General features: G+C 63.2%; 21 protein-coding genes. 12 read left to right on the top strand and 9 right to left on the bottom strand.

Features of this window, described 5'->3' with window-relative positions:
* Positions 1–10: 10 nt before the first annotated feature.
* Together DBR16_RS02710 and petA are read right to left on the bottom strand one after the other, a co-directional pair.
* Complete coding sequence (locus tag DBR16_RS02710) at positions 11–1,306, bottom strand: cytochrome b (protein WP_109259685.1); 1,296 nt, start codon at positions 1,304–1,306, stop codon at positions 11–13.
* A complete protein-coding gene (gene petA, locus DBR16_RS02705; protein ID WP_109259684.1) occupies positions 1,303–1,905 on the bottom strand; it encodes a ubiquinol-cytochrome c reductase iron-sulfur subunit in 603 nt (200 codons plus the stop codon). The genes DBR16_RS02710 and petA overlap by 4 nt, the downstream gene beginning before the upstream one ends.
* Positions 1,906–2,080: 175 nt before the next feature.
* Here petA and DBR16_RS02700 point away from each other — a divergent pair, with 175 nt between their 5' ends.
* Positions 2,081–2,521: a tRNA (cytidine(34)-2'-O)-methyltransferase gene (locus DBR16_RS02700; protein WP_109259683.1), complete on the top strand. Its 441-nt coding sequence runs from the start codon at positions 2,081–2,083 to the stop codon at positions 2,519–2,521.
* On the opposite strand, the gene DBR16_RS02695 is transcribed toward DBR16_RS02700, so the two are convergent.
* On the bottom strand, positions 2,518–3,552 hold the full coding sequence (locus DBR16_RS02695; RefSeq protein WP_125184483.1) for a hypothetical protein: 1,035 nt from the start codon (positions 3,550–3,552) through the stop codon (positions 2,518–2,520). The two genes, DBR16_RS02700 and DBR16_RS02695, sit on opposite strands and share 4 nt — an antisense overlap.
* Between DBR16_RS02695 and hemF the strand changes: the two genes are divergently transcribed.
* The 4 genes from hemF to DBR16_RS02675 all read left to right on the top strand — a co-directional run bounded on the left by hemF (position 3,551) and on the right by DBR16_RS02675 (position 6,585).
* Positions 3,551–4,423 carry an oxygen-dependent coproporphyrinogen oxidase gene (hemF, locus tag DBR16_RS02690; RefSeq protein WP_109260025.1) on the top strand — a complete coding sequence of 291 codons (873 nt, stop codon included), beginning with the start codon at positions 3,551–3,553 and terminating at the stop codon, positions 4,421–4,423. The two genes, DBR16_RS02695 and hemF, sit on opposite strands and share 2 nt — an antisense overlap.
* Complete coding sequence (locus tag DBR16_RS02685) at positions 4,414–4,896, top strand: hypothetical protein (RefSeq protein ID WP_109259681.1); 483 nt, start codon at positions 4,414–4,416, stop codon at positions 4,894–4,896. Before hemF ends, DBR16_RS02685 begins: the two co-directional genes overlap by 10 nt.
* Positions 4,897–4,991: 95 nt before the next feature.
* Positions 4,992–5,789 carry a helix-turn-helix domain-containing protein gene (locus DBR16_RS02680; protein WP_161539383.1) on the top strand — a complete coding sequence of 266 codons (798 nt, stop codon included), beginning with the start codon at positions 4,992–4,994 and terminating at the stop codon, positions 5,787–5,789.
* A gap of 85 nt (positions 5,790–5,874) precedes the next feature.
* Entirely contained in the window at positions 5,875–6,585 is a 711-nt protein-coding gene (locus DBR16_RS02675; RefSeq protein ID WP_109259679.1) for a CPBP family intramembrane glutamic endopeptidase, read from the top strand.
* Positions 6,586–6,592: 7 nt separating this feature from the next.
* On the opposite strand, the gene DBR16_RS02670 is transcribed toward DBR16_RS02675, so the two are convergent.
* Genes DBR16_RS02670 through DBR16_RS02655 form a run of 4 tightly spaced genes read right to left on the bottom strand, consistent with a single transcriptional unit; the run spans position 6,593 to position 9,357 of the window.
* Complete coding sequence (locus tag DBR16_RS02670) at positions 6,593–7,795, bottom strand: CCA tRNA nucleotidyltransferase (protein ID WP_109260024.1); 1,203 nt, start codon at positions 7,793–7,795, stop codon at positions 6,593–6,595.
* Positions 7,770–8,165, bottom strand: a complete 396-nt coding sequence (locus DBR16_RS02665) for a DUF6111 family protein (protein WP_109259678.1) — start codon at positions 8,163–8,165, stop codon at positions 7,770–7,772. Before DBR16_RS02665 ends, DBR16_RS02670 begins: the two co-directional genes overlap by 26 nt.
* Complete coding sequence (locus DBR16_RS02660; protein WP_109259677.1) at positions 8,165–8,782, bottom strand: CoA pyrophosphatase; 618 nt, start codon at positions 8,780–8,782, stop codon at positions 8,165–8,167. Before DBR16_RS02660 ends, DBR16_RS02665 begins: the two co-directional genes overlap by 1 nt.
* Entirely contained in the window at positions 8,779–9,357 is a 579-nt protein-coding gene (locus DBR16_RS02655; RefSeq protein ID WP_233347528.1) for a DUF1285 domain-containing protein, read from the bottom strand. The genes DBR16_RS02660 and DBR16_RS02655 overlap by 4 nt, the downstream gene beginning before the upstream one ends.
* A gap of 185 nt (positions 9,358–9,542) precedes the next feature.
* On the opposite strand from DBR16_RS02655, the gene DBR16_RS02650 reads away from it, so the two are divergent.
* From DBR16_RS02650 to DBR16_RS02620, 7 genes are all read left to right on the top strand, one after another.
* Positions 9,543–10,517 carry an AAA family ATPase gene (locus DBR16_RS02650; RefSeq protein WP_109260022.1) on the top strand — a complete coding sequence of 325 codons (975 nt, stop codon included), beginning with the start codon at positions 9,543–9,545 and terminating at the stop codon, positions 10,515–10,517.
* 15 nt (positions 10,518–10,532) lie between these two features.
* Complete coding sequence (locus tag DBR16_RS02645; protein ID WP_109259676.1) at positions 10,533–11,429, top strand: DUF58 domain-containing protein; 897 nt, start codon at positions 10,533–10,535, stop codon at positions 11,427–11,429.
* On the top strand, positions 11,430–14,162 hold the full coding sequence (locus DBR16_RS02640; RefSeq protein WP_109259675.1) for a DUF4159 domain-containing protein: 2,733 nt from the start codon (positions 11,430–11,432) through the stop codon (positions 14,160–14,162).
* A complete protein-coding gene (locus DBR16_RS02635; protein WP_109259674.1) occupies positions 14,159–16,225 on the top strand; it encodes a hypothetical protein in 2,067 nt (688 codons plus the stop codon). The genes DBR16_RS02640 and DBR16_RS02635 overlap by 4 nt, the downstream gene beginning before the upstream one ends.
* A gap of 42 nt (positions 16,226–16,267) precedes the next feature.
* On the top strand, positions 16,268–17,620 hold the full coding sequence (locus DBR16_RS02630) for a mechanosensitive ion channel family protein (RefSeq protein WP_109259673.1): 1,353 nt from the start codon (positions 16,268–16,270) through the stop codon (positions 17,618–17,620).
* A gap of 75 nt (positions 17,621–17,695) precedes the next feature.
* Positions 17,696–17,932: a hypothetical protein gene (locus DBR16_RS02625; protein WP_109259672.1), complete on the top strand. Its 237-nt coding sequence runs from the start codon at positions 17,696–17,698 to the stop codon at positions 17,930–17,932.
* Positions 17,933–18,003: 71 nt separating this feature from the next.
* Positions 18,004–18,549, top strand: a complete 546-nt coding sequence (locus DBR16_RS02620) for a hypothetical protein (RefSeq protein ID WP_109259671.1) — start codon at positions 18,004–18,006, stop codon at positions 18,547–18,549.
* A gap of 7 nt (positions 18,550–18,556) precedes the next feature.
* On the opposite strand, the gene queE is transcribed toward DBR16_RS02620, so the two are convergent.
* Together queE and queC are read right to left on the bottom strand one after the other, a co-directional pair.
* Positions 18,557–19,186 (bottom strand): 7-carboxy-7-deazaguanine synthase, encoded by a 630-nt coding sequence (gene queE / locus DBR16_RS02615; RefSeq protein ID WP_109259670.1) that lies wholly within the window; start codon positions 19,184–19,186, stop codon positions 18,557–18,559.
* Positions 19,183–19,893 carry a 7-cyano-7-deazaguanine synthase QueC gene (queC, locus tag DBR16_RS02610; protein WP_109259669.1) on the bottom strand — a complete coding sequence of 237 codons (711 nt, stop codon included), beginning with the start codon at positions 19,891–19,893 and terminating at the stop codon, positions 19,183–19,185. Before queC ends, queE begins: the two co-directional genes overlap by 4 nt.
* Positions 19,894–19,905: the final 12 nt, after the last annotated feature.

The raw sequence follows: 19,905 nt of genomic DNA, 5'->3' as shown, positions 1-19,905 counted from the left end.
CTCTCCTGTCCTATTCCGCCGGTGCCGCAGCCGGGGATGATCCCAGCACGGAGGCCTCGATGCTTTCCGGACGTTCTTTCGGTTTCTCGACAAAGCCGAGCACCGGCAGAATGACCAGGAAGTAGGCAAAGTAATATGCCGTCAGAATTTGCGACAGCACCACAAAGGGCATGCCGATGCCGCCGAATTCAAACACCAGATTGTCCGGATTCTCCGCCCCGCACCAGCCGAGACCGAGGCAGGCAATCACGAAAATCAGGAAGCACCATTTGGCGATCGGCCGGTAGCGCATCGACTTCACCGGCGACCGGTCCAGCCATGGCAGGACAAAGAGGACACCGATGGCACCGAACATGGCCAGCACACCGCCGAGCTTGGCGCTGATCGGGCCGATATCGAAGGTCACCGCCCGCAGAATGGCGTAGAAGGGCAGGAAATACCATTCCGGCACGATGTGCGCCGGCGTCACCAGCGGGTTGGCCTCGATCGAGTTGTCGGCATGGCCCAGTACGCTCGGCAGATAGAAGACGAAACCGGCGAAAATCATCAGGAAGACGACAATCGCGAACCCGTCCTTCACCGTGTAATACGGGTGGAAAGGCAGCGTATCGCCCTTGCCCTTCACCTCGACGCCGGTCGGGTTGTTATTGCCCGGAACGTGCAGCGCCCAGATGTGCAGGATCACAAGTCCGGCAATCAGGAAGGGGATGAGGTAGTGCAGCGAGAAGAAGCGGTTCAGCGTGGCATTGCCCACGGCAAAATCACCCCACAACCATTCGCGGATCCCCTCGCCCACGACCGGCAGGGCACCGACCAGGTTGGTGATCACGGTGGCGCCCCAGTAGGACATCTGTCCCCAGGGCAGCACATAGCCCATGAAGGCCGCAGCCATCATCAGCAGATAGATGACCACGCCGATGATCCAGAGCACTTCACGCGGGGCCTTGTACGAGCCGTAATAGAGGCCCCGGAACATGTGCAGATAAACCGCCACGAAGAAGAAGGAGGCGCCATTGGCGTGCATGGACTGGATCAGCCAGCCATAATTCACGTCACGGCGGATGCGTTCGACGGAATCAAAGGCGTGATCGACATGCGGCACGTAATGCATGGCCAGCACGACGCCTGACAGGATCTGGATGACCAGGAAGACGGCGAGAATGCCGCCGAATGTGTACCAGTAATTCAGATTGCGCGGGGTCGGAAAGTCGACAAAGGAGTCATAGCCCAGACGGACAATGGGGAGACGGGAATCGAGCCATTTCTCGATGCCGGTCTTCGGTTCGTAGGTAGACTGATGGCTCATGCGACGCTCCATCCGGCGGCGGCCACTTCATCCGAAGTTGCGCCCAGTTTCACAACAGCGCCGTCATTCTCAAAAATATATGTCGGCACGGGAAGGTTCTCCGGGGCCGGGCCGCGGCGGATACGCGCTGACGCATCATAGTGCGAGCCGTGGCAGGGGCAGAACCAGCCATCATAATCACCGGCACCATTGCCCACCGGAACACAGCCTAGATGGGTGCAATTGCCCTTGACGATCAGATATTCCGGATTGAGCACCCGGTTGGCGTCAGATGCGGATGCATTATCCGGCAGGTTTTCGTTGCGGGCGAGATCGTCCGGCAGGCGATCCAGCTCGACAGCGCGCGCCTCGGCGATCTCCGCTTCCGTCCGGCGGCGGATAAAGACCGGTCCGCCACGGAACATCACGGTGATTTCCTGGCCCACGCCGAGGCTGGAAATATCCTTGCGGATGGAACCCAGCGCCAGTGTGTCGGCGGCCGGGTTCATCTGGTGGATGAAGGGCCAGATCGTCAACGCTCCGCCAATGGCGGCTGCGCCTCCGGCAGCAATGTAAATGAAGTCCCGGCGTGTCGGTTCTTCGGTGGTATGGTCTGTCACGGCCGACCTCTTGGTTATCTTGCCTTGCAGTCCGGCTGCGGACGCAACCGGAAAACCCCGCTTGACGCGGATCGCCCATCACAGGCATCACCGCGTCACCTAACTCGTATCGGTATTGGAGGCGAGGCGGCATCCCGCCGCACGTCCCCCAAACCCATATCCAGCGCGGCTTAAAATGCGGCTCGTTTTTTTTCAACCAGATATTCCGCAAAATCTCGGCGCATCGATCCGTCTTGCGGCCTGTTTTGGTGCGGGCATTGACGTGATCGAGCCCTGCGCTTTTCCGCTCAATGACAAGGCGATGCGGCGGGCAGCGCTGGATTACGCCCCTCTGGCTGACTTTCAGCGCCATGATTCGTACGGGAAATGGCGGGAAAACCGCGGGTCCGGCCGAATGATTCTGTTCACAACAAAAGCGGCGGCCTGCTTGTGGGATTTTTCATTTGATCCCGATGACCAGCTGGTATTCGGGCGCGAAAGCGCCGGTGTGCCCGATCATGTCCATGCCGATGCCGATGCGCGGGTCTTCATTCCGATCCGGCCGGAGGCCCGGTCGCTGAACGTGTCGATGAGTGCCGGCATCGCGCTGGCCGAGGCGATGCGGCAGACGCGCTAGCCACCCGAGCCGAACAACATGCGGATGATCTCCTCGTTTTGTGGATGTTCGCGGTACCGCTCGAATATCAGCAACATCAGATCACAAGCCGCCAGGTATTCAATGTCATTTCGCGGCATTGCGCCCATCAAGAAGCGAGAGTCTGCTGGATCACCCCCTTCATACAAGTCGGCAAGCGCCTCTTCCATTGCCGCCTGCGCGGTTGCGTAATCAACCGGGATCGCTTCGTCACCAGCATTGTAAATGATGCGAGTCATTGCATTCATCAGGTCGTCAAAACCAGGCGCGGTCGCGAAACGAGCCATATCATTCAGATCGACGTTCTGTGGCGCTATCTGGTTGTAATAAAACGTGTAACACAGATTTGGATCGTTACGATTCCGACGACCGATTGCTTCCGTCGCGTCAAAGAATCGTCGCAAATCCGCATCACTCGAATACGGTCCCAAATCTGAAATCACACTGACACCAATCTCTTGACCGATTTGCTGCGCAACCGTCAGTAGTTGTTCCTGTCCGCCCGTGCGATAGGCCTGTTCGGCGCGTCCCAGCATGGGCTCAGATCGCTCCGGGAAACGCTCAATATACGCAGCAAAAAAAGGCTGCTCCATCAGTTCCGAGCGTACTTCTTCCCTGACATTGTCAGAAAAAAAGCTGCGCACCAGTGGACCGACGGCCGGCTCAATGAAGGGAGTGAGGAAAATATAGGACGCAATGGCGGCGATGATCACCAAAATTCGCCCTAATCCCCGTACTCTGTCGCCAAATATCCGAACCAGAAACCCGGAAATCAGTCCTCCCACACCACCGCCAATCGCTCCCGCAATGGCGGCAGTAATTACAGATGCCCAATCCATTCGCTGCAATCTCCCAATAGGTGCAACTTTCACGTTGCCCAAATTGAAGCCGAGGCGCAACGCTCCGCGGCCGCACGCCACATACCTCAACAGCCCAAGCGGGGTTTTATTTGCCGCCGGTTTCGGCCACGAAGGAACGGGAATAATGCCGGACGGGATGGAGACGCTGTTCATGACACTGGACGACAGGAAAGCCGCCGCGAGGGGCTGGTTCGAGGCGCTGCGCGATGAAATCTGCGCCGAATTCGAGCGCCTGGAGGACGAGGCGCCGGGCGATCTCTATCCGGGTGAGCCGGGCCGCTTCGAGCGCGACCCGTGGACCCGCGGCGATGGATCGTCGGACCAGGGCGGCGGCGTGGCGTCGATGATGCGCGGAAGGCTGTTTGAAAAGGTCGGCGTCCACTGCTCTACTGTCCATGGCGAATTCTCGCCGGAATTTGCCAAACAGATTCCCGGTGCGGAAAACGATCCGCGCTTCTGGGCGTCCGGCATCTCCCTGATTGCCCACATGCACAATCCGCATGTTCCGGCGGTGCACATGAATACACGCTTCATCGCCACGACAAAGGGCTGGTTCGGCGGCGGTATGGATCTCAATCCCACACAGGATTATCAGCGCGACAAGTCCTTTGCGGATGCGGTGACCTTCCATGCCGCCTGCAAGGCGGTCTGCGACCGGCATGGTGATGATTTCCACGACCGTTTCGACAAATGGTGCGAGGAGTATTTCTGGCTGAAGCACCGCAATGAGCCGCGCGGTGTCGGCGGCATATTCTATGACCGCCATGATACCGGTGACTGGGCCGCGGATTTTGCCTTCACCCAGGATGTCGGCCGTGCCTTTCTGGAAGTCTATCCGAGGATTGTCCGCACCCGGATGGCAACGCCCTGGACCACAGAAGACCGCGAGGAACAGCTGATCCGCCGGGGCCGCTATGCCGAGTTCAATCTGCTGTATGATCGTGGTACCAAGTTCGGACTTGAAACCGGCGGGAATGTGAAATCCATCCTCTCCTCCATGCCACCCGAGGCAAAATGGCCCTAGATCCCGACCGTACCGGATCGCTGAAAAATGTTATCCTGTCGCTGTTTCTGGCGAGCCTTGCCGGCGCAGCCATCCTCATGGGCGCGACCATTGTGGAGGGGCTGCAATTTGCCGATACCGGTGGCCGGCCTGACGCCTACAGCATGGTGATGTTTGTGCTGACCCTGTTGTTTTTCGCCACGCCGATCATGGCGCTGGTCGTGATTCCGATTGGCGTCGGCGCATGGGCGGGGCTGAGCCGCGCGGGACTGTGGCGGATCTGGATCGTGATCCCGGGTGCGGTGCTGATCGGATACGGAGCCAGCGTCCTGATGCCCTTTATTCCGGATGTGGTTCTGGTCTCGCAACTGCCCTCGCCGACACGGGAAATCGCCACCATGCTGTCGGCCGCACTGACCGGCTTGCTGCTCTGGCGCGGTGCGCGGCCGGCGACGTATGTCCCTGTTTTTCCCGCCGACGAAATTGAAGACTGATCCGGACCGCTCCTGGCCGTTTGATGGTTTTCGCAGCCGGTTTGCATCCGGCCACGCACCGCGTGCATCCTGATTGCATGAACGGTTGCCATGCCTTGAACGACTGCCCGGCTGAGCCGCGGGTATTAGCGCCCGACGCGCGCCCGGAACGCGTCGATATCCACGTGCAGCATCAATCCTATTCGCCACACCGGCACGACGCGTATGTTTTTGCGCTCACATATTCCGGCGTCCAGTGTTTTGACTATTGCGGTGAAACTCGTGTGTCACGCCCCGGTGAACTGGTGGTACTTCATCCCGATGAAACACATGACGGCCGGGCCGGCACCGATGCCGGTTTCCATTACCGCGGTATCTCCATCGACCCGGCTGCACTGCAGAGGGCGCTCGGCGGGCGGGCCCTGCCCTTCATCGAGGGAGGCGTAACGCGGGACACCCGACTGATCGGCGTTATCTCGCCCCTGCTTTCGGACATGAATACACCGCTCGGAGAGGCCGAATTCGAAGCAGCACTGGCCGATCTGGCTAGTGCCATGCTGTCGCTCGGCGCCGAAACCGGCTCTGAACCCATTGCGGATGCCAGGGCGGCAAGTATGGCGCGAAACCTGATTGTCGAAACGCCAGAGCGCGTAATCGGACTCGGAGAGCTGGAAGCCGTCACCGGCCGGAATCGGTGGCAACTCAGCCGGGATTTTCGGGCGCTATTCGGCACCAGCCCCTATCGCTTTGGCCAGCTGCGCCGGCTGGACCGCTCCCGCGCCCTGATTCGGTGTGCAATGCCGCTAGCCGAGGTGGCTTATGCCACAGGGTTTGCCGACCAGAGCCATCTCACGCGGGAATTCAGGAAAGCATACGGCATCACCCCGAAAGCCTGGCAGGCGCTGGTCCGCTGACGCTTCCGCACGATCGTTCAAGAAACGCCATTTCGTATCGGCCACACTGGCAGGACGTATCAACCTCCTGAACAGGTGAATTGCCATGTCGACCGTCTCCCCCCGCACACGGTTTTCCGTATTGATCGAAGTTCTCATTGTTCTGTCCGTTCTGGTCGGATCGAAACTGGTGTTCGATCAGATCATCTGGAAATTTGCTGGGCCGCTCTCCCTGCTTTGCACCTTCATCGCCATCGGGTTTTTTACCTGGCGCTATCGCGAAAGCTGGGCCGGGTTCGGCCTGCGCAAACTCCCGGGCTGGAAATCCTGGGCCTTGCTCGCACCACAAGCCCTTCTGGGGATTGTCGCCATCATCGGGCTGGGTGCCGGTACGGCTTTCGCCGGGGATGCGCTGGGACTCTGGACCACAGATGAGACCATGAGCGGAGTCGAAGATCGCTGGGGCAATATCGTCGGCAATCTGCCGGTCTATCTGGGCTGGCTGGCGATTGCCTGGGTCAGTGCCGGATTTGGCGAAGAGGTTTTCTTTCGCGGCTATATGATCAATCGTGTTGAAGCCCTGTTGCCGCATGCGAAATGGGCCTTGCCGCTGGCCGTCATCATTCCGGCCGTCGGCTTCGGTGTCGCGCACATGTATTATCAGGGCTTTCGCGGCCTGGTCGTGACCGGCATGATCGGTCTTGCCATCGGCACGCTCTACCTTCTCTACAAGCGCAATATCTGGCCGCTGATCATTGCCCATGGTGCGGTCGATACGTTGGCCTTTACGGCAATGTATCTGGATCTGGACATCTAGCCGCGTACTAGACTTGCGCCAGCAATTCCGCCTTTGACAGCCGGAAACGGCTGTCGACCCATGCATCTTCCAGACGCCGGAGTATTCCGCCCATTTCCCGGCTTGCCGGAATGCCCGCCTGCTTCAGATCCGTCCCCGTCACCGGAAAGACCGGTGCCGCAAAGGACAGGGCGTGGGCAATCGCCCCGCCCCAGCCTTCCGGCGGTGTCTCCTCCCGGGAAAACAGCAGAAAAAGCTGATCGGCCACCGCCACATTGCCATGCCGGTAGACCCGTTTTTCCAGGGCCCCGCGGACGGGCCAGTCCTGTGCGATTTCCCGCGCCAGATCCGGATCGGCCATTGCGTTGATGCGCCGGGCTTCGGCATTCGACAAGCGCAGTGCGCGGGCGCAGACAGCAGCTGCCTCTCCCAGCCAGGCGCTAAAGCGGACCAGCGGATCGTCTCCGCCCAGTCCGGCAAGGCGCGAGACGCGCCCGGCATCACCGGCAGTGCCGAAGAGCGCGTCCGAGACGCCGGTTTCGGCCATCAGGCGGAGCGCCGGGCCGGGGTCGGGTGCGGCCAGGAGCTTCTTGGTCTCCATCCAGACCCGCTCGGCGGAAAGCTGCGCAAGCCCGCCGGTCATGGCGGCGCAGGCGCGGAGGGCTTCGGCGTCCGGTTCACCCTTTCCGTAGCTCGCGTAAAAGCGGAAAAAGCGCAGAATGCGGAGATAGTCCTCGGCGATACGGTCTTCGGCCTTGCCGATAAAGACAATCCTGCGATCCGGAATGTCTGCAATCCCGCCAACATAGTCGAAAATCTCGCCGGTCATGTCGGCATAGAGCGCATTGAGCCGGAAATCGCGGCGGGCGGCATCTTCCGCCCAGTCGGTGGTGAAGGCGACCGTGGCGCGGCGGCCATCGGTGGAAACGTCGCGGCGCAGCGTGGTCACCTCGAAGGGCCGGTGATCGGCGACAGCCGTCAGCGTGCCGTGCTCGATGCCGGTGGGGTGAACCGCAATTCCGGCCGCGTCCAGCGCTGCCCTGGCGGCATCCGGCTCCAGCACGGTGGCGATATCGATATCGGCGACCGGCTCGCCCAGGAGCGCATTGCGCACACAGCCGCCAACAAAGCGCGCGCCACCGGGCGCGGCCTTCTCCAGGGCCGCCATAACCCGCACCGTGGCGGGCGCGGTCAGCCAGTCATGGTCAGCGGGGTTGAGGCGCGCCGCCATCATCCCCGTCCTCATCCCCATCCTCATCCGGTGTGGCGCCGTCATCGCCAGTCTCCGGCTGTGCAAAAATCCGCCGGTCCCGCGGTGCGGCTTCGCCGGGATTATTGTTGAACTGCGCCCGTTCGATGCCCCCCTCACCCAGCCGCGGCGGCACATAGGTGGTGTGTGCCGAATCCCCGGAATCCGCTGTCAGGACCAGCGCGACAAATCCGGCAGCGGCAAGCAGTCCGCCCACAGCGGAGAGGACAAGTGTCGGGGCCGGCTTGTGCTCAGCGACCTCCTGCGTGGCCTGCATCGAGAGCCGCCAGAGCGCGAACAGGATGAAGGGCGATGCAAAGAGCAATATCTCGAGAAGGGCCAGTCTGATCATTATCTGTCTCCAAACAGGCGGTCATGCAGGGCTTTCAGCATGCCCGCCGTTGCGCCCCATATATAGCGCTCCTGCCAGGGCATTGCCCAGAAACGGCGGATTTTTCCGCGGAACTCCATTTCATGACGCTCATGATTCGCGGCATTCATCAGGAAATCAAAGGGGGTTTCGAACACCTCCGATACCTCCCTGTGGTCCGGCGTGACCGTGTAGCCGGGTTTTACGACACCGACAAAAGGCGTGACCTGGAAGGCGGTCACCGTTTCATACGGGTCGAAACAACCGAGGATTTCGACATGATCGGGCGTTATGCCGATTTCCTCATGCGTCTCGCGCAGCGCGGTCTGCGCCAGGGTTTCGCCCGGCTCCCGGCGGCCGCCCGGGAAGGAGATCTGCCCCGCATGTTTGGTCAGATGGGCGGCGCGCATCGTGAACAGGAATCGTGGCGGGCCATCATGCAGGATGAGCGGGGCCAGCACGGCCGCCTGGTTCAGCCGGGCGCCTGAGGGAATGACGCGACCGTCCAGATCGCCATCCCCCCGCGAAGCCGCCGCGGCGGGGCGGTCGGGATGGTCGAGCTTTTCCTCCAGCAGATCGCGCAGGGCCTGCGGTGTCATTCGGCGCGGCCCAGTTCGAATTCCTGCCCGCGCGAGCGGATGAAGAGAGTTTTCCTGCCGTCCACATCGCGAATCGCCGCGCGTTCGACGAGCTCATAGAAGGAAGGCCGGTTGATCAGCGCTTCCAGACGCCCGCGGATCAGGATGAAGGGTTCGGGTTCGCCTGTTTCCGGATCGGTTTCGACGCGGACCGGATGATCCGGTCCCGCCACGACGACATCACCAAGATTTGTTGTGAAGATCAGAACCGGCTCGCCACTCTCTTCACCGCTATCGACCCGGACCGCCACAAAAGGCGCGGCCTCAACCTGAACCGCCTGCTTTTCCACCGGCGTTACGAGATAATGAACGCCATCGTCATCTTTTCGCAAGATACGCGCAAACAGTTTTACGAGACGTTCGCGGGTGATGCGACGTCCCTCATGCCACCAGCTGCCATCGCGGCGGATCACCATATCCATTGTATCGCAATGGGTGGGGTTCCACGTCTCGACGGGCGGCAATCCCTCGCCGGATGACTCCGCTGCTTTCAACAGCGACTGCATCAGGTCGGGTGATGTATGGTCGGCGGGCATGGACACTCCGTATTTGCATTGTCATTCTTCACGAACCAACGTGACCGGTCGACGCCGTGCGCTAGTTCATACAGGGATTTAGGGAGATTACCTTGGCGAAAAAACCGGCAAGTCCTGCGAAAACGACATCAGCGGCCCGCAAGCCGCGCAAGGCAGCTGCCCCCAAAACCCCGTCCCTGACGGCCATGGATGTGGTGGAAGCCGCTGATATTGCAACGGAACGCCTTGCCGCGACGCGGGCCTCCATCGGCAAGGTCATCTATGGCCTGGAAGACCAGGTGGAATTGTGTCTCGCCGCCATCCTGTCGGGCGGACATGCGCTTCTGGTGGGCGCGCCGGGCCTGGCCAAGACCAAGCTGGTGGAAACCCTCGCCATCGCCACCGGCCTTGATACCAAGCGGATCCAGTTCACGCCGGACCTGATGCCGGCAGACATTCTCGGCTCGGAAGTGCTGGAAGAGAGTGCGGGCGGCAAACGCTCCTTCCGCTTCATCCAGGGGCCAGTCTTCTGCCGCCTGCTGATGGCCGATGAAATCAACCGCGCCAGCCCGCGTACCCAGGCCGCGCTTTTGCAGGCGATGCAGGAACATCATGTGACGGTGGCCGGTCAGCGCTATGACCTGCCGGAACCCTTCCATGTGCTGGCCACCCAGAATCCGATCGAGCAGGAGGGCACCTATCCGCTGCCCGAAGCCCAGCTCGACCGCTTCCTGTTGCGCGTGGATATTCCCTATCCGCAGCGCGGCGATGAGCGCGAGATCCTGCTGGCGACGACCGGCGCGTCGGAAAACCGGGCCGAGCCGGTATTGTCGCCCGCGGAAATCCTTGACCTGCAGGCACTGGTGCGCCGCATGCCGGTCGGCGAGAAAGTCGTCGATGCAATTCTGGACCTCGTCCATCTGGCGCGCCCGGAAGAAAGCGATGACAAGGATGTGCAAGCCGGCGTTTCCTGGGGTCCGGGTCCGCGGGCCGGTCAGGCGCTGATGCTGGCCGTTCGTGCCCGCGCCCTGTTGCAGGGCCGCCTTGCGCCCTCGACCGAGGATGTGGCCGTTCTGGCCGAGCCGGTGCTGAAACACCGCATGGCACTCTCATTCGCGGCGCGCGCTGATGGTCTGACACTGGAATCGCTGATTTCCCGCCTCGCTGCCAAAGCCGCCTAGAGGACATACGCGCCCATGCGCTCGCCCTTTGCCCGTGACGAAAGCAAACGCGCGGCCGACCTGCGTCAGGCCGGCGAGGCTGCGGCTGCGCCCTTTGGCGAGCTGGTGGCCGAGGCCGAGCGCATTGCGGCCAGCGTTGTCATGGGTGTGCATGGCCAGCGCCGGCGCGGTACGGGCGAGACCTTCTGGGAATACCGCCATCACCGCGCCGAAGACGGGGCGCAAGCCGTTGACTGGCGCATGTCGGCGAAATCGTCGGAGCTCTATGTCCGCGAGAACGAGCAGGAAGCCGCCAATACGGTGTGGCTGTGGCGGGACGGGTCGGCGACGATGGACTTCCGTTCCTCACGCGATCTGCCGCTGAAAAAGGACCGGGCCGCCGTCTGCATGATCGCCATGGCAGCGCTGTTATCGCGCGGCGGCGAACGTATTGCCGCGCTGGGCGAAAGCGCCCGGGCCCGCGGCGGCGAGATGGGTCTGGAACGCACCGCCATCCGTCTCGGCACCGGACCGGGCAGCCTGGCTTCAGTCGAATCGGCACCGGTTTCGCGCTATGGCCGGGTGGTGCTGGCGAGTGATTTCCTCGATCCCATCGAGACCTGGCGCGCGCGCCTGTCGCGCTTTGCCGCCCTGCAGGCCAGCGGGGCGCTGCTTCGCATTATTGACCCGATGGAAGAAGACTTTCCGTTCAAGGGGCGGACCCGGTTCGAGGCCGCAGACGACAGTGAGAGTCTTCTGTTCGGCCGTGCGGAGGAAGCGCGCAAGGCCTATCGCACGCGCTGGCAGGAACATGGTGACCGGCTGGCCGATCTGGCGCGCTCCTATGGCTGGACGCTGGTCACTCACCGGACTGACCGGCCCGCGACTCAGGCCGTGCTCGCCCTGCATCGCGCGCTGGCGAGGGACGTATAGATGCTGGCGCTTGGTCCCCTCGCCTTTGCCGCGCCGCTGGCCCTGATCGGGCTTTTGACGCTGCCTATTTTGTGGCGGCTCTTGCGCGCCACCCCGCCACCGCCGCGCCGGGCCGTGTTTCCGCCGCTGCGCCTGCTGAAGGATGCGCCGGATGATGCCGAGACGCCGCATCATGCGCCCTGGTGGCTGATCCTGTTCCGCCTGCTTCTGGCGGCCATTGTGATCATCGCCCTCGCCCGCCCGGTCTGGCAGCCTGCCACCGATATCGAGACTGATCGCCCCCTGCTGCTGGTGGTGGATAATGGCTGGGCCTCGGCCCCCGCCTGGCGCGACATGGTGCGGGAAGCCAATTACCGGCTTGATCTGGCCAATGAAAATGGCCGCACGGCCGCCATCCTCTTTACCGCGGACGCGACACCGGATGCCGAGCTGGTCCTCGGCGATCCCGATGCCGCCCGCCGACGTCTGGAAAGCGCCGATGTCCAGGCCTGGCCGCCGGATCGGGAGCTTGCCGCCGGGCGGATTGATGCCGCGATTGATGCGGGCGGGCTGACCGGCAATCTCCAGGTGGTCTGGATCACGGACGGAATCGACACGGCCGGATCGGAAAGCCTTGCCCGTATTCTGGACCCGCTGGGGCCGGTGACCGCCATTTCGCCGGGTCCGGGCCGCTCACCCGTAGCCCTGAGCGCACCGATCGCCACGCCCAACGGTTTTGCGGTGGACGTGATGCGCATTGATGCCGAACTGCCGCGCACGGTTTCGCTGGTCGCAACAGCGGGCGATGGCCGCGCCGTTGCCCGCACCGAGGTCGAGCTCGACACCAGCGTGACCCGCGCCCGCGCCGATATCGAATTGCCGCTGGACCTGCGCAACCGCGTGGCGGCCATCCGGATCGAGGGGCAGGTCTCTGCCGGCGGCACTCAATTGACCGATGATGCCTGGCGTCGGCCGCGCGTGGGCGTGATTGACGCCGCCAGCGAGGATGGCCAACCGCTCCTGTCGGACCTGCACTATATCATGCGCGCCATCGAACCCTTCACCGAGGCGCGGCGCGATGATCTCGACGCCTTGCTGGCGAACAATGTCTCGGCCCTGATCATGGTGGATGCCGCCCGCACCGACGATGCGCGGGTGCTGGATTTCGTCAATCAGGGCGGATTGCTGATCCGCTTTGCCGGACCGCGTCTGGCAGCGCGGGCCGACGAACTGCTGCCGGTTCAGCTTCGTCAGGGCGGCCGCATGTTCGGCAGCGCGCTGGCCTGGGAAGAGCCGCAAACGCTGGCACCCTTTGCAGCCGACTCGCCCTTTGCCGGCCTGACTGTGCCTCCCGAGGCGACCGTGTCGCGGCAAGTGCTGGCGGAACCCGGCACGGCGGCTGTGGACCGGGTCTGGGCGCGCCTGCAGGACGGGACGCCACTGGTCACGGCCATGCGCCAGGGCGAAGGCTGGGTGGTCTTGTTCCATGTCACGGCCGGACCGGAATGGTCGGATCTGCCACTGACCGGGCTGTTCCCGCGCATGCTGCGCCGGATCTCCGCGCTGGCCCAGGGCGGAACGGCAACCCCGACGCAATCCGGAGCTTATGTCATCGAGCGCGCGCTGGATGGCGAAGGCCGACTTTCCGATCCACCGGTTTCCGCACGGCCGGTTCCGGCACAAAGCTGGGACAATGCCCGCGCCAGCGCCGTAACACCGCCCGGCATCTACCGTCTGGGGCCCGCGAGTGCAGCCCTGAATGTGATGCGCACCGGCGGTGAGATCACCGCCTTGCCGCGCAACCTGCCCGGCGTGACCTTTGCCAATCTGGAAGCGCCCGCAGAACGGCGGTTTGCGGGGCCGCTTCTGGCGCTGGCGCTCTTCCTGCTGGCAATTGACGCGATCATCGGTCTGGCGCTGGCCGGACGGTTGCCGCGCCTGCGCCTGCCGCGCCGGGGCAGCGCTGTGGCGGCATTGATTGCGGCAGCCGGCATTGTCTGGTTCCTGCCTCAGGCTCACGCCCAGCAGATGGAATATCTCGACAGTTTTGAAATGGATGCCGCGCTGGAGCTGCGCTTCGCCTATGTCGAAACCGGCAATCGCGAAGTCGATGCGCGCAGCCGCGCCGGATTGATCGGGATCAGCCGCGACATCACCCGCCGCAGCGCCATGGAGCCACAGGAACCCATGGCGGTGAATGTGGAAGACAATGAGCTGGTCTTCTTCCCGGTTATCTACTGGCCGGTTCTGGAAAACGCGCCGCCCTTGTCGGCCGAGGCCGCTGAACGCGTCTCCCGCTATATCCAGTCCGGCGGTCTGATCCTGTTCGATACCCAGGATGCCGACATTGCCGCGACGCGCGCCGGCGCCCCACATCCCGGCCTCGCTCGCTTGCTGGAATCGGTCGACATCCCGGCGCTGGCCCGGATTGATCCCGACCATGTGCTGACCCGCTCCTTCTATCTTCTGCAGGACTTTCCCGGCCGGATCAGCGGCGGGCCGGTCTGGGTCGAGGCGGATCCCGACGGCGCCTCGCGGGACGGCGCTTCGGGCGTGATTATCGGTTCGAATGACTGGGCCTCGGCCTGGGCAACAGACGAAAACGGGCAATCCCTCTATCCGGTCGAGGGCGGCGAACGCGAACGCGAGATGGCAAGGCGTTTCGGCATGAATGTCGCGATGTATGCGCTGACCGGCAATTACAAGGCCGACCAGGTCCATATCCCGGCGCTGCTGGAAAGGCTGGGCCAATGAGTGTCGCGGCCACCACGCTGGACTTTGCGCCGCTCATCCCTGCCTGGGTCATCGGGTCGCTGGCCGTGCTTGCGCTGGCCGTTACCGGTGCCGGTGCGATCCGCCGCCTGAATGGCTGGCTGTGGCGCAGCCTGTCGATCCTGCTGATTTCGGCCGTCCTGATGAATCCGTCCCTGGTCGAGGAGGAGCGTGAAGCCCTGCCGGATATCGCACTGGCCGTGATCGACCGCTCGGATTCCATGGATATTCCCGGCCGCAGCGAGGCCGCAGACGCTGCCCTGGCGGATCTGCGCGCCCGAGCCGCAGCGGATCCGGAACTGGAACTGGTCGAGGCGGAGATCGGAAATGACCCCGATGGCACGCTGGCCATGGATGCCGTGCAGGCGGCGCTGGCCGGTATTCCGCGCGACCGTCTCGCCGGCATCATCATCGCGTCCGATGGCCGCGTTCATGACATGCCGGAGAATGTTGACGCGCTGGACATTGCCGCGCCGGTTCATCACCTGCTGACCGGCGATCCCGGCCAGGGCGACCGGCGTCTGGTGATTGTTGAAGCGCCGCGCTATGGCCTGGTCAACGAGCCGGCCGAATTCGTGATCCGTGTCGAAGACGATGCGATGACGGGGACCGCGACGCTGACCTTCCGGGTGGATGGCGGTGACCCGCAGACAGCCCGTATCACCATTGGTACCGACACAACGGTCACGGCCCCGGTCGAGCATCGCGGCGCGAATGTGATCGAGATCGAGGTCGAGCCGGGCCGTGAGGAATTATCCCTGATCAACAATCGCGCGGCGGTCTCCGTGACCGGTGTGCGCGACCGGCTGCGGGTGTTGCTGGTCACGGGTGAACCGCATAATGGCGCGCGCACCTGGCGCGACCTTCTGAAATCCGATCCGTCCGTTGATCTGGTGCATTTCACCATTCTGCGCCCGCCGGAAGCGGTGGATTCCACGCCGGTGGATGAATTGTCCCTGATCCCCTTCCCGACCCGCGAATTGTTCGAGGAACGCCTGGACGAATTCGATCTGGTGATTTTCGACCGTTACCGGCGCCGGCAGCTCATTCCGCCCCTCTATTTCGACTACATCTCCCGCTATGTCGACAATGGCGGCGCCTTGCTGGTCACGGCCGGTCCGCCCTTCGGGCAGGCGACCTCGATCTACCGCTCTCCGCTGGCGGCGGTTCTACCGGCGCGGCCCACAGGTGTCATTGCGACCGGGGCCTATCGCCCGGGAATCACCGAAGCCGGTGCACGGCATCCGGTCACCGCCAATCTGGCTCCGGCGGAAGGCGAAGACCCGTGGGGGGAATGGTTCCGCCGGATTGATGCCTCCGTGCTGGGCGGGGAGACCCTGCTTGAAGCGCCGGATGGCGGTCCCTTACTGGTGCTGGCCCGCGCCGGACAGGGACGCTCGGCCATCCTGCTGTCGGATCAGAGCTGGCTGTGGGCACGCGGCTATCAGGGCGGAGGCCCGCATGGCGAAATGTTCCGCCGCGTGGCGCACTGGCTGATGGGCGAGCCCGAGCTGGATGAAGAGCGCCTGTCCGCGTCTGCCTTCAACGGTCAGCTGATGGCCGAACGCACCACGCTGTCAGATGCGCCGCCGCCACTGGAGCTGGAATGGCCGTCCGGGCGGACCGAAACGCTGGACATGACCGCCACCGGCGAGCCCGGACGCTTCTCGGCCACGACCGGGGCCGAAGAACAATCCGGCCTGGTGCGCCTGCGCTCGGGGGATCTGACCGCTGTTGCGGCGCTGGGTCCGCTCAATCCGCAGGAATACGCCAATCTGCGCCCGACGCAGGAGGTGATACAGCCGCTTGTCCGCGCCACGGGCGGCGGCAGTTACGCCCTCGGCACAGGCGAAGCTCCGGATCTGCCGGGCATGCGGCGCACCCGGGCCGGGGCGGACGCCGCCGGACGCAACTGGTACGGGCTGCAACGCAATGAGCGCTATATCGTGCGCGGTGCGGAACGCACGCCGCTTCTGCCGGCCCTGCCGCTCCTGCTACTCATCGTGGCGGCCCTTGGCTGGGGTTGGCGGCGCGAAGGTCAATAGCCCCTCGACGTTACCCCGTATTCCGGCCTATCTTTCTGATTCATGGCCACCAATCCGCCTCCGACAATCGAGACACCCGATCTCGAACAGCTCACCGACCCGGCGCTCTGGCGCAGCCGGCTGGAATCGCTGTGGGAGTGGCTGCGCTCGGAAATGCTCAGCGTCGAATTCGGCGTGCAGGCCGGCACGATTGTCGTCGGCATCCTTCTGGCCTTCGCGGTACGCAAGCCGGTCGCGAATCTCTTGCAACGCCTGTTCAGCTTGGGATTTCTGCGGCGCGTGCGCGCCGATGCGGTCCGCCTGCTGGCGCCTGTACTCGGACCGGCATTGAGCTGGGTATTCCTGTCGGCGGTGCTGTTTACCCTGCAACAGCTCGACATGGAGTTTTTCTGGGTCCGGCTGGCGGCGAATCTCGTCGGGGCATGGGCGGTGATCCGGGCCATCACCGGCTTTATCGCCGAGCCCTTCTGGTCGCGGACAGCGGCGATCATGAGCTGGACGATTGCCGCCATGAATATCGTGGGCTGGCTGGATCCGACAACCGGCTTTCTGGACTCGCTGGGGGTCAGCGTCGGCGGCGGCCGGGTCTCCGTCATGTCCGCCATCCAGGCGCTGGTTTTGCTGGTCGTGCTCTACTGGGTCGCCTCGCGGATTGCCGCCATCCTCTCGGCCCGCATCAACAAGCTGCCCAGCCTGAATCCGTCTGCGCGATTGCTGATCGGCAAATCGGTGCAAGTGACGCTGCTTGCGTCGGCCATCCTGCTGGCGCTGTCCAGTCTCGGTATTCCGCTGGGTGCGCTGGCCATCTTCTCCGGTGCCGTGGGTCTCGGGATCGGCTTCGGGCTGCAGAAAATCTTCTCAAACCTCGTCTCGGGTGTGATCCTGCTGCTCGACCGTTCCATCAAGCCGGGCGATGTCATCACACTGGAAGACACCTATGGCCGGGTGAATTCGCTGGGCATGCGCTTTGCCTCGGTCATCACACGCGACGGTATGGAGCACCTGATTCCCAATGAGGAATTCATCACCACCAAGGTGATCAACTGGTCCTTTTCCGACCATGCCGTGCGGATCAAGCGCATGATCGGCGTCGATTATACCACCGATATCCCGACGGCGATGGAACTGGCCGTCGAAGCCTCCAAGACGGTGCCGCGTGTGCTCAACTCGCCGGCACCGAAATGCCTTCTGCGCGGCTTCGGCGATAATTCCATCGATCTGGAAATCCGCTTCTGGATTGCCGATCCGGGGCAGGGTGTGAACAATGTCTCGAGTGAAGTCCTGCTCGCCATCTGGAAAGCCTTCACCGAAAATGGCGTCAACTTCCCTTTCCCGCAGCGCGACATCCATTTCCGCGGCGGCGAGCCGGTTTCGGTGCGGATCCGGAAAGACTGACAAGGATGCCGGCGTCTTCACGCTTTGTGAATCCCTGCCGCACCATCATAATGACCGTCTGATATGGAGTGTCCCATGACCGCGCGGCGTATATCTGTTGTTCTTTCGCTTCTGCTCGCCGCACCGGCGCTGTCCGGTTGCCTGGTGATCGGTGCCACATCGATGGTCGCCGAAACCGCCGTCCGCACCACCGGCACGGCGCTGGAAACCGCGGGCAATGTCGGCAGTGCTGTTGTCCGCACCGCCATTCCCGGTGATGGCGAAGATGATGACGACGATCACGATCACGATCATGATCATGATCGCGAGTAGTTCCTGACAGCGCCTGATTCCTCTGTTATGGTTATAATCACGGGGACAGGCCGACGATCAGGAGACTTACCATGCGTTATCTCATATCGGCTCTGGCAGCGGTGCTGTTTGCGGCACCGGTTTTCGCCCAGGGCCTTTCGGCATCCTATTCAGCCACGCCCACCGGGCCCGTCAGCCTGGCGGATATCACCATTGGTGAAACGCTGGAGGCCAAGCGCGACGAGTATGGCGCGCGCGAATTCGACCGTCTGATCCGGACGCTGTCATCCGACCTGCAGCGCGAGCTGCGCGAGGCGGCGCTTCTGGCCGACGGCGAAGGCAGCGCAACGCTGCATGTCGTGATCGAGGATGCCACGCCCAATCGCCCGACCATGGCACAGCAAGGCGGAACGTCCGGGCTCAGCTTCCAGAGCTATGGCCGTGGCGGTGCCCATGTGATGGCCGAACTGCGCGCTGCGGATGGTTCGCTAGTGGCAACGTATGAATACAGCTGGACGACGCCCAGCATCCAGGATGCGCAATTTGCCAATGTCTGGACCGACACCAACCGGACATTCGACCGCTTTTCCTCACGGCTGGCCGCCAGCCTCCGTGATGCGGTGAATTCCGGCTCATAGCCCTCTGTCAGGGCGCGCCGATCCATTTGTGGGTCTGCAGGCTCAATGACCATTGAGGATGCGCCAGGCAGTATTCAAACGCTGCCTGCGCATTCTTCATCTGGTCCGGCCCGTCCATCGGCTGAAGCGAGAAGCGCCTGAAATCGAGGCCTTCAAACCGGGCCGGATCGACACCCGGCTGCGGGTAGACGAGTTTCAATTCCTCGCCGCTGGTCTGGATGATCCGGGCCTCCGCCTTGGGGCTGACCGTCAGCCAGTCAATGCCGGCCGGCGCTTTCAGCGTGCCATTGCTTTCTACCGCGATCTCGAAACCGGCGCCCTTGAAGGCGGCAATCAGCGGCGCATCAAGCTGCAGCAGCGGCTCACCGCCGGTGCACACGACCAGCGGCTTACCCCCGCCCGGCCACTGCGCGGCGACGGCCTCTGCCAGAGCGCCGGCTGTCTTGAACTTGCCACCGCCCGGCCCGTCCGTGCCGACAAAATCCGTGTCACAGAAATTACAGACGGCGTTCGCCCGGTCGCGTTCCAGCCCGGACCAGAGATTACAGCCGGCAAAGCGGCAGAAGACCGCCGGACGCCCGGCCTGACCGCCTTCGCCCTGAACGGTCAGGAATATCTCTTTCACCGCATAGGTCATGTCCGTGCCTGCCACTCCACCCACCCCCGGGCCCGCAATTCACAGGCCGGGCAGACGCCGCAGCCATAGCCCCAGTCATGGCGGTGCGAGCGGTCACCGAGATAACAGGTATGGGTGTCTTCAACGATGATCTCGATCAGGCGGTCGCCGCCGAGCTGATGCGCCAGCGCCCATGTCCCACCCTTGGTCAGGAACATCAGGGGCGTTTCGATGGGCATCGGACGGTCGAGGCCGAGCGAAATCATGGCCTGGGCGGCATCAATGGTCTCGCGGCGGCAATCGGGATAGCCCGAATAATCGGTTTCACACATGCCCCCGACGAGACGGTCAAGGCCACGCCGGTAAGCGAGGGCGGATGCAACGGTCAGGAAGACCAGATTGCGGCCCGGCACAAAGGTTGACGGCAGGCCCCCCTGTTTGCACTCGATTTCCATTTCTGCCGTCAATGCGCTTTCCGCCAGAGCGCCATAGCCGGACAGATCCACCACCTGGTCCGGCCCCAGCCGTCCGGCCCAGACCGGATCAAGGCCGGCGAGCGCCGTGCGCACGCGTTGACGCGCTTCCAGCTCGACCTCATGGCGCTGGCCATAGGCAAAGCCGATGGTTTCCACACGGGCATGGTTTTCCAGCGCCCAGGCCAGTGCCGTGGCGGAATCCTGACCCCCGGAAAACAATACCAGCGCGGAAGGTGTGTCATCTGACTTCATAGCCCGGCCTTA

The sequence above is a fragment of the Hyphobacterium indicum genome, assembly GCF_003129605.1.
Classification (GTDB): domain Bacteria; phylum Pseudomonadota; class Alphaproteobacteria; order Caulobacterales; family Maricaulaceae; genus Hyphobacterium; species Hyphobacterium indicum.
The sequence above is the reverse complement of the archived record's forward strand: the minus strand, read 5'-3'. Positions and strand labels throughout refer to the sequence as shown.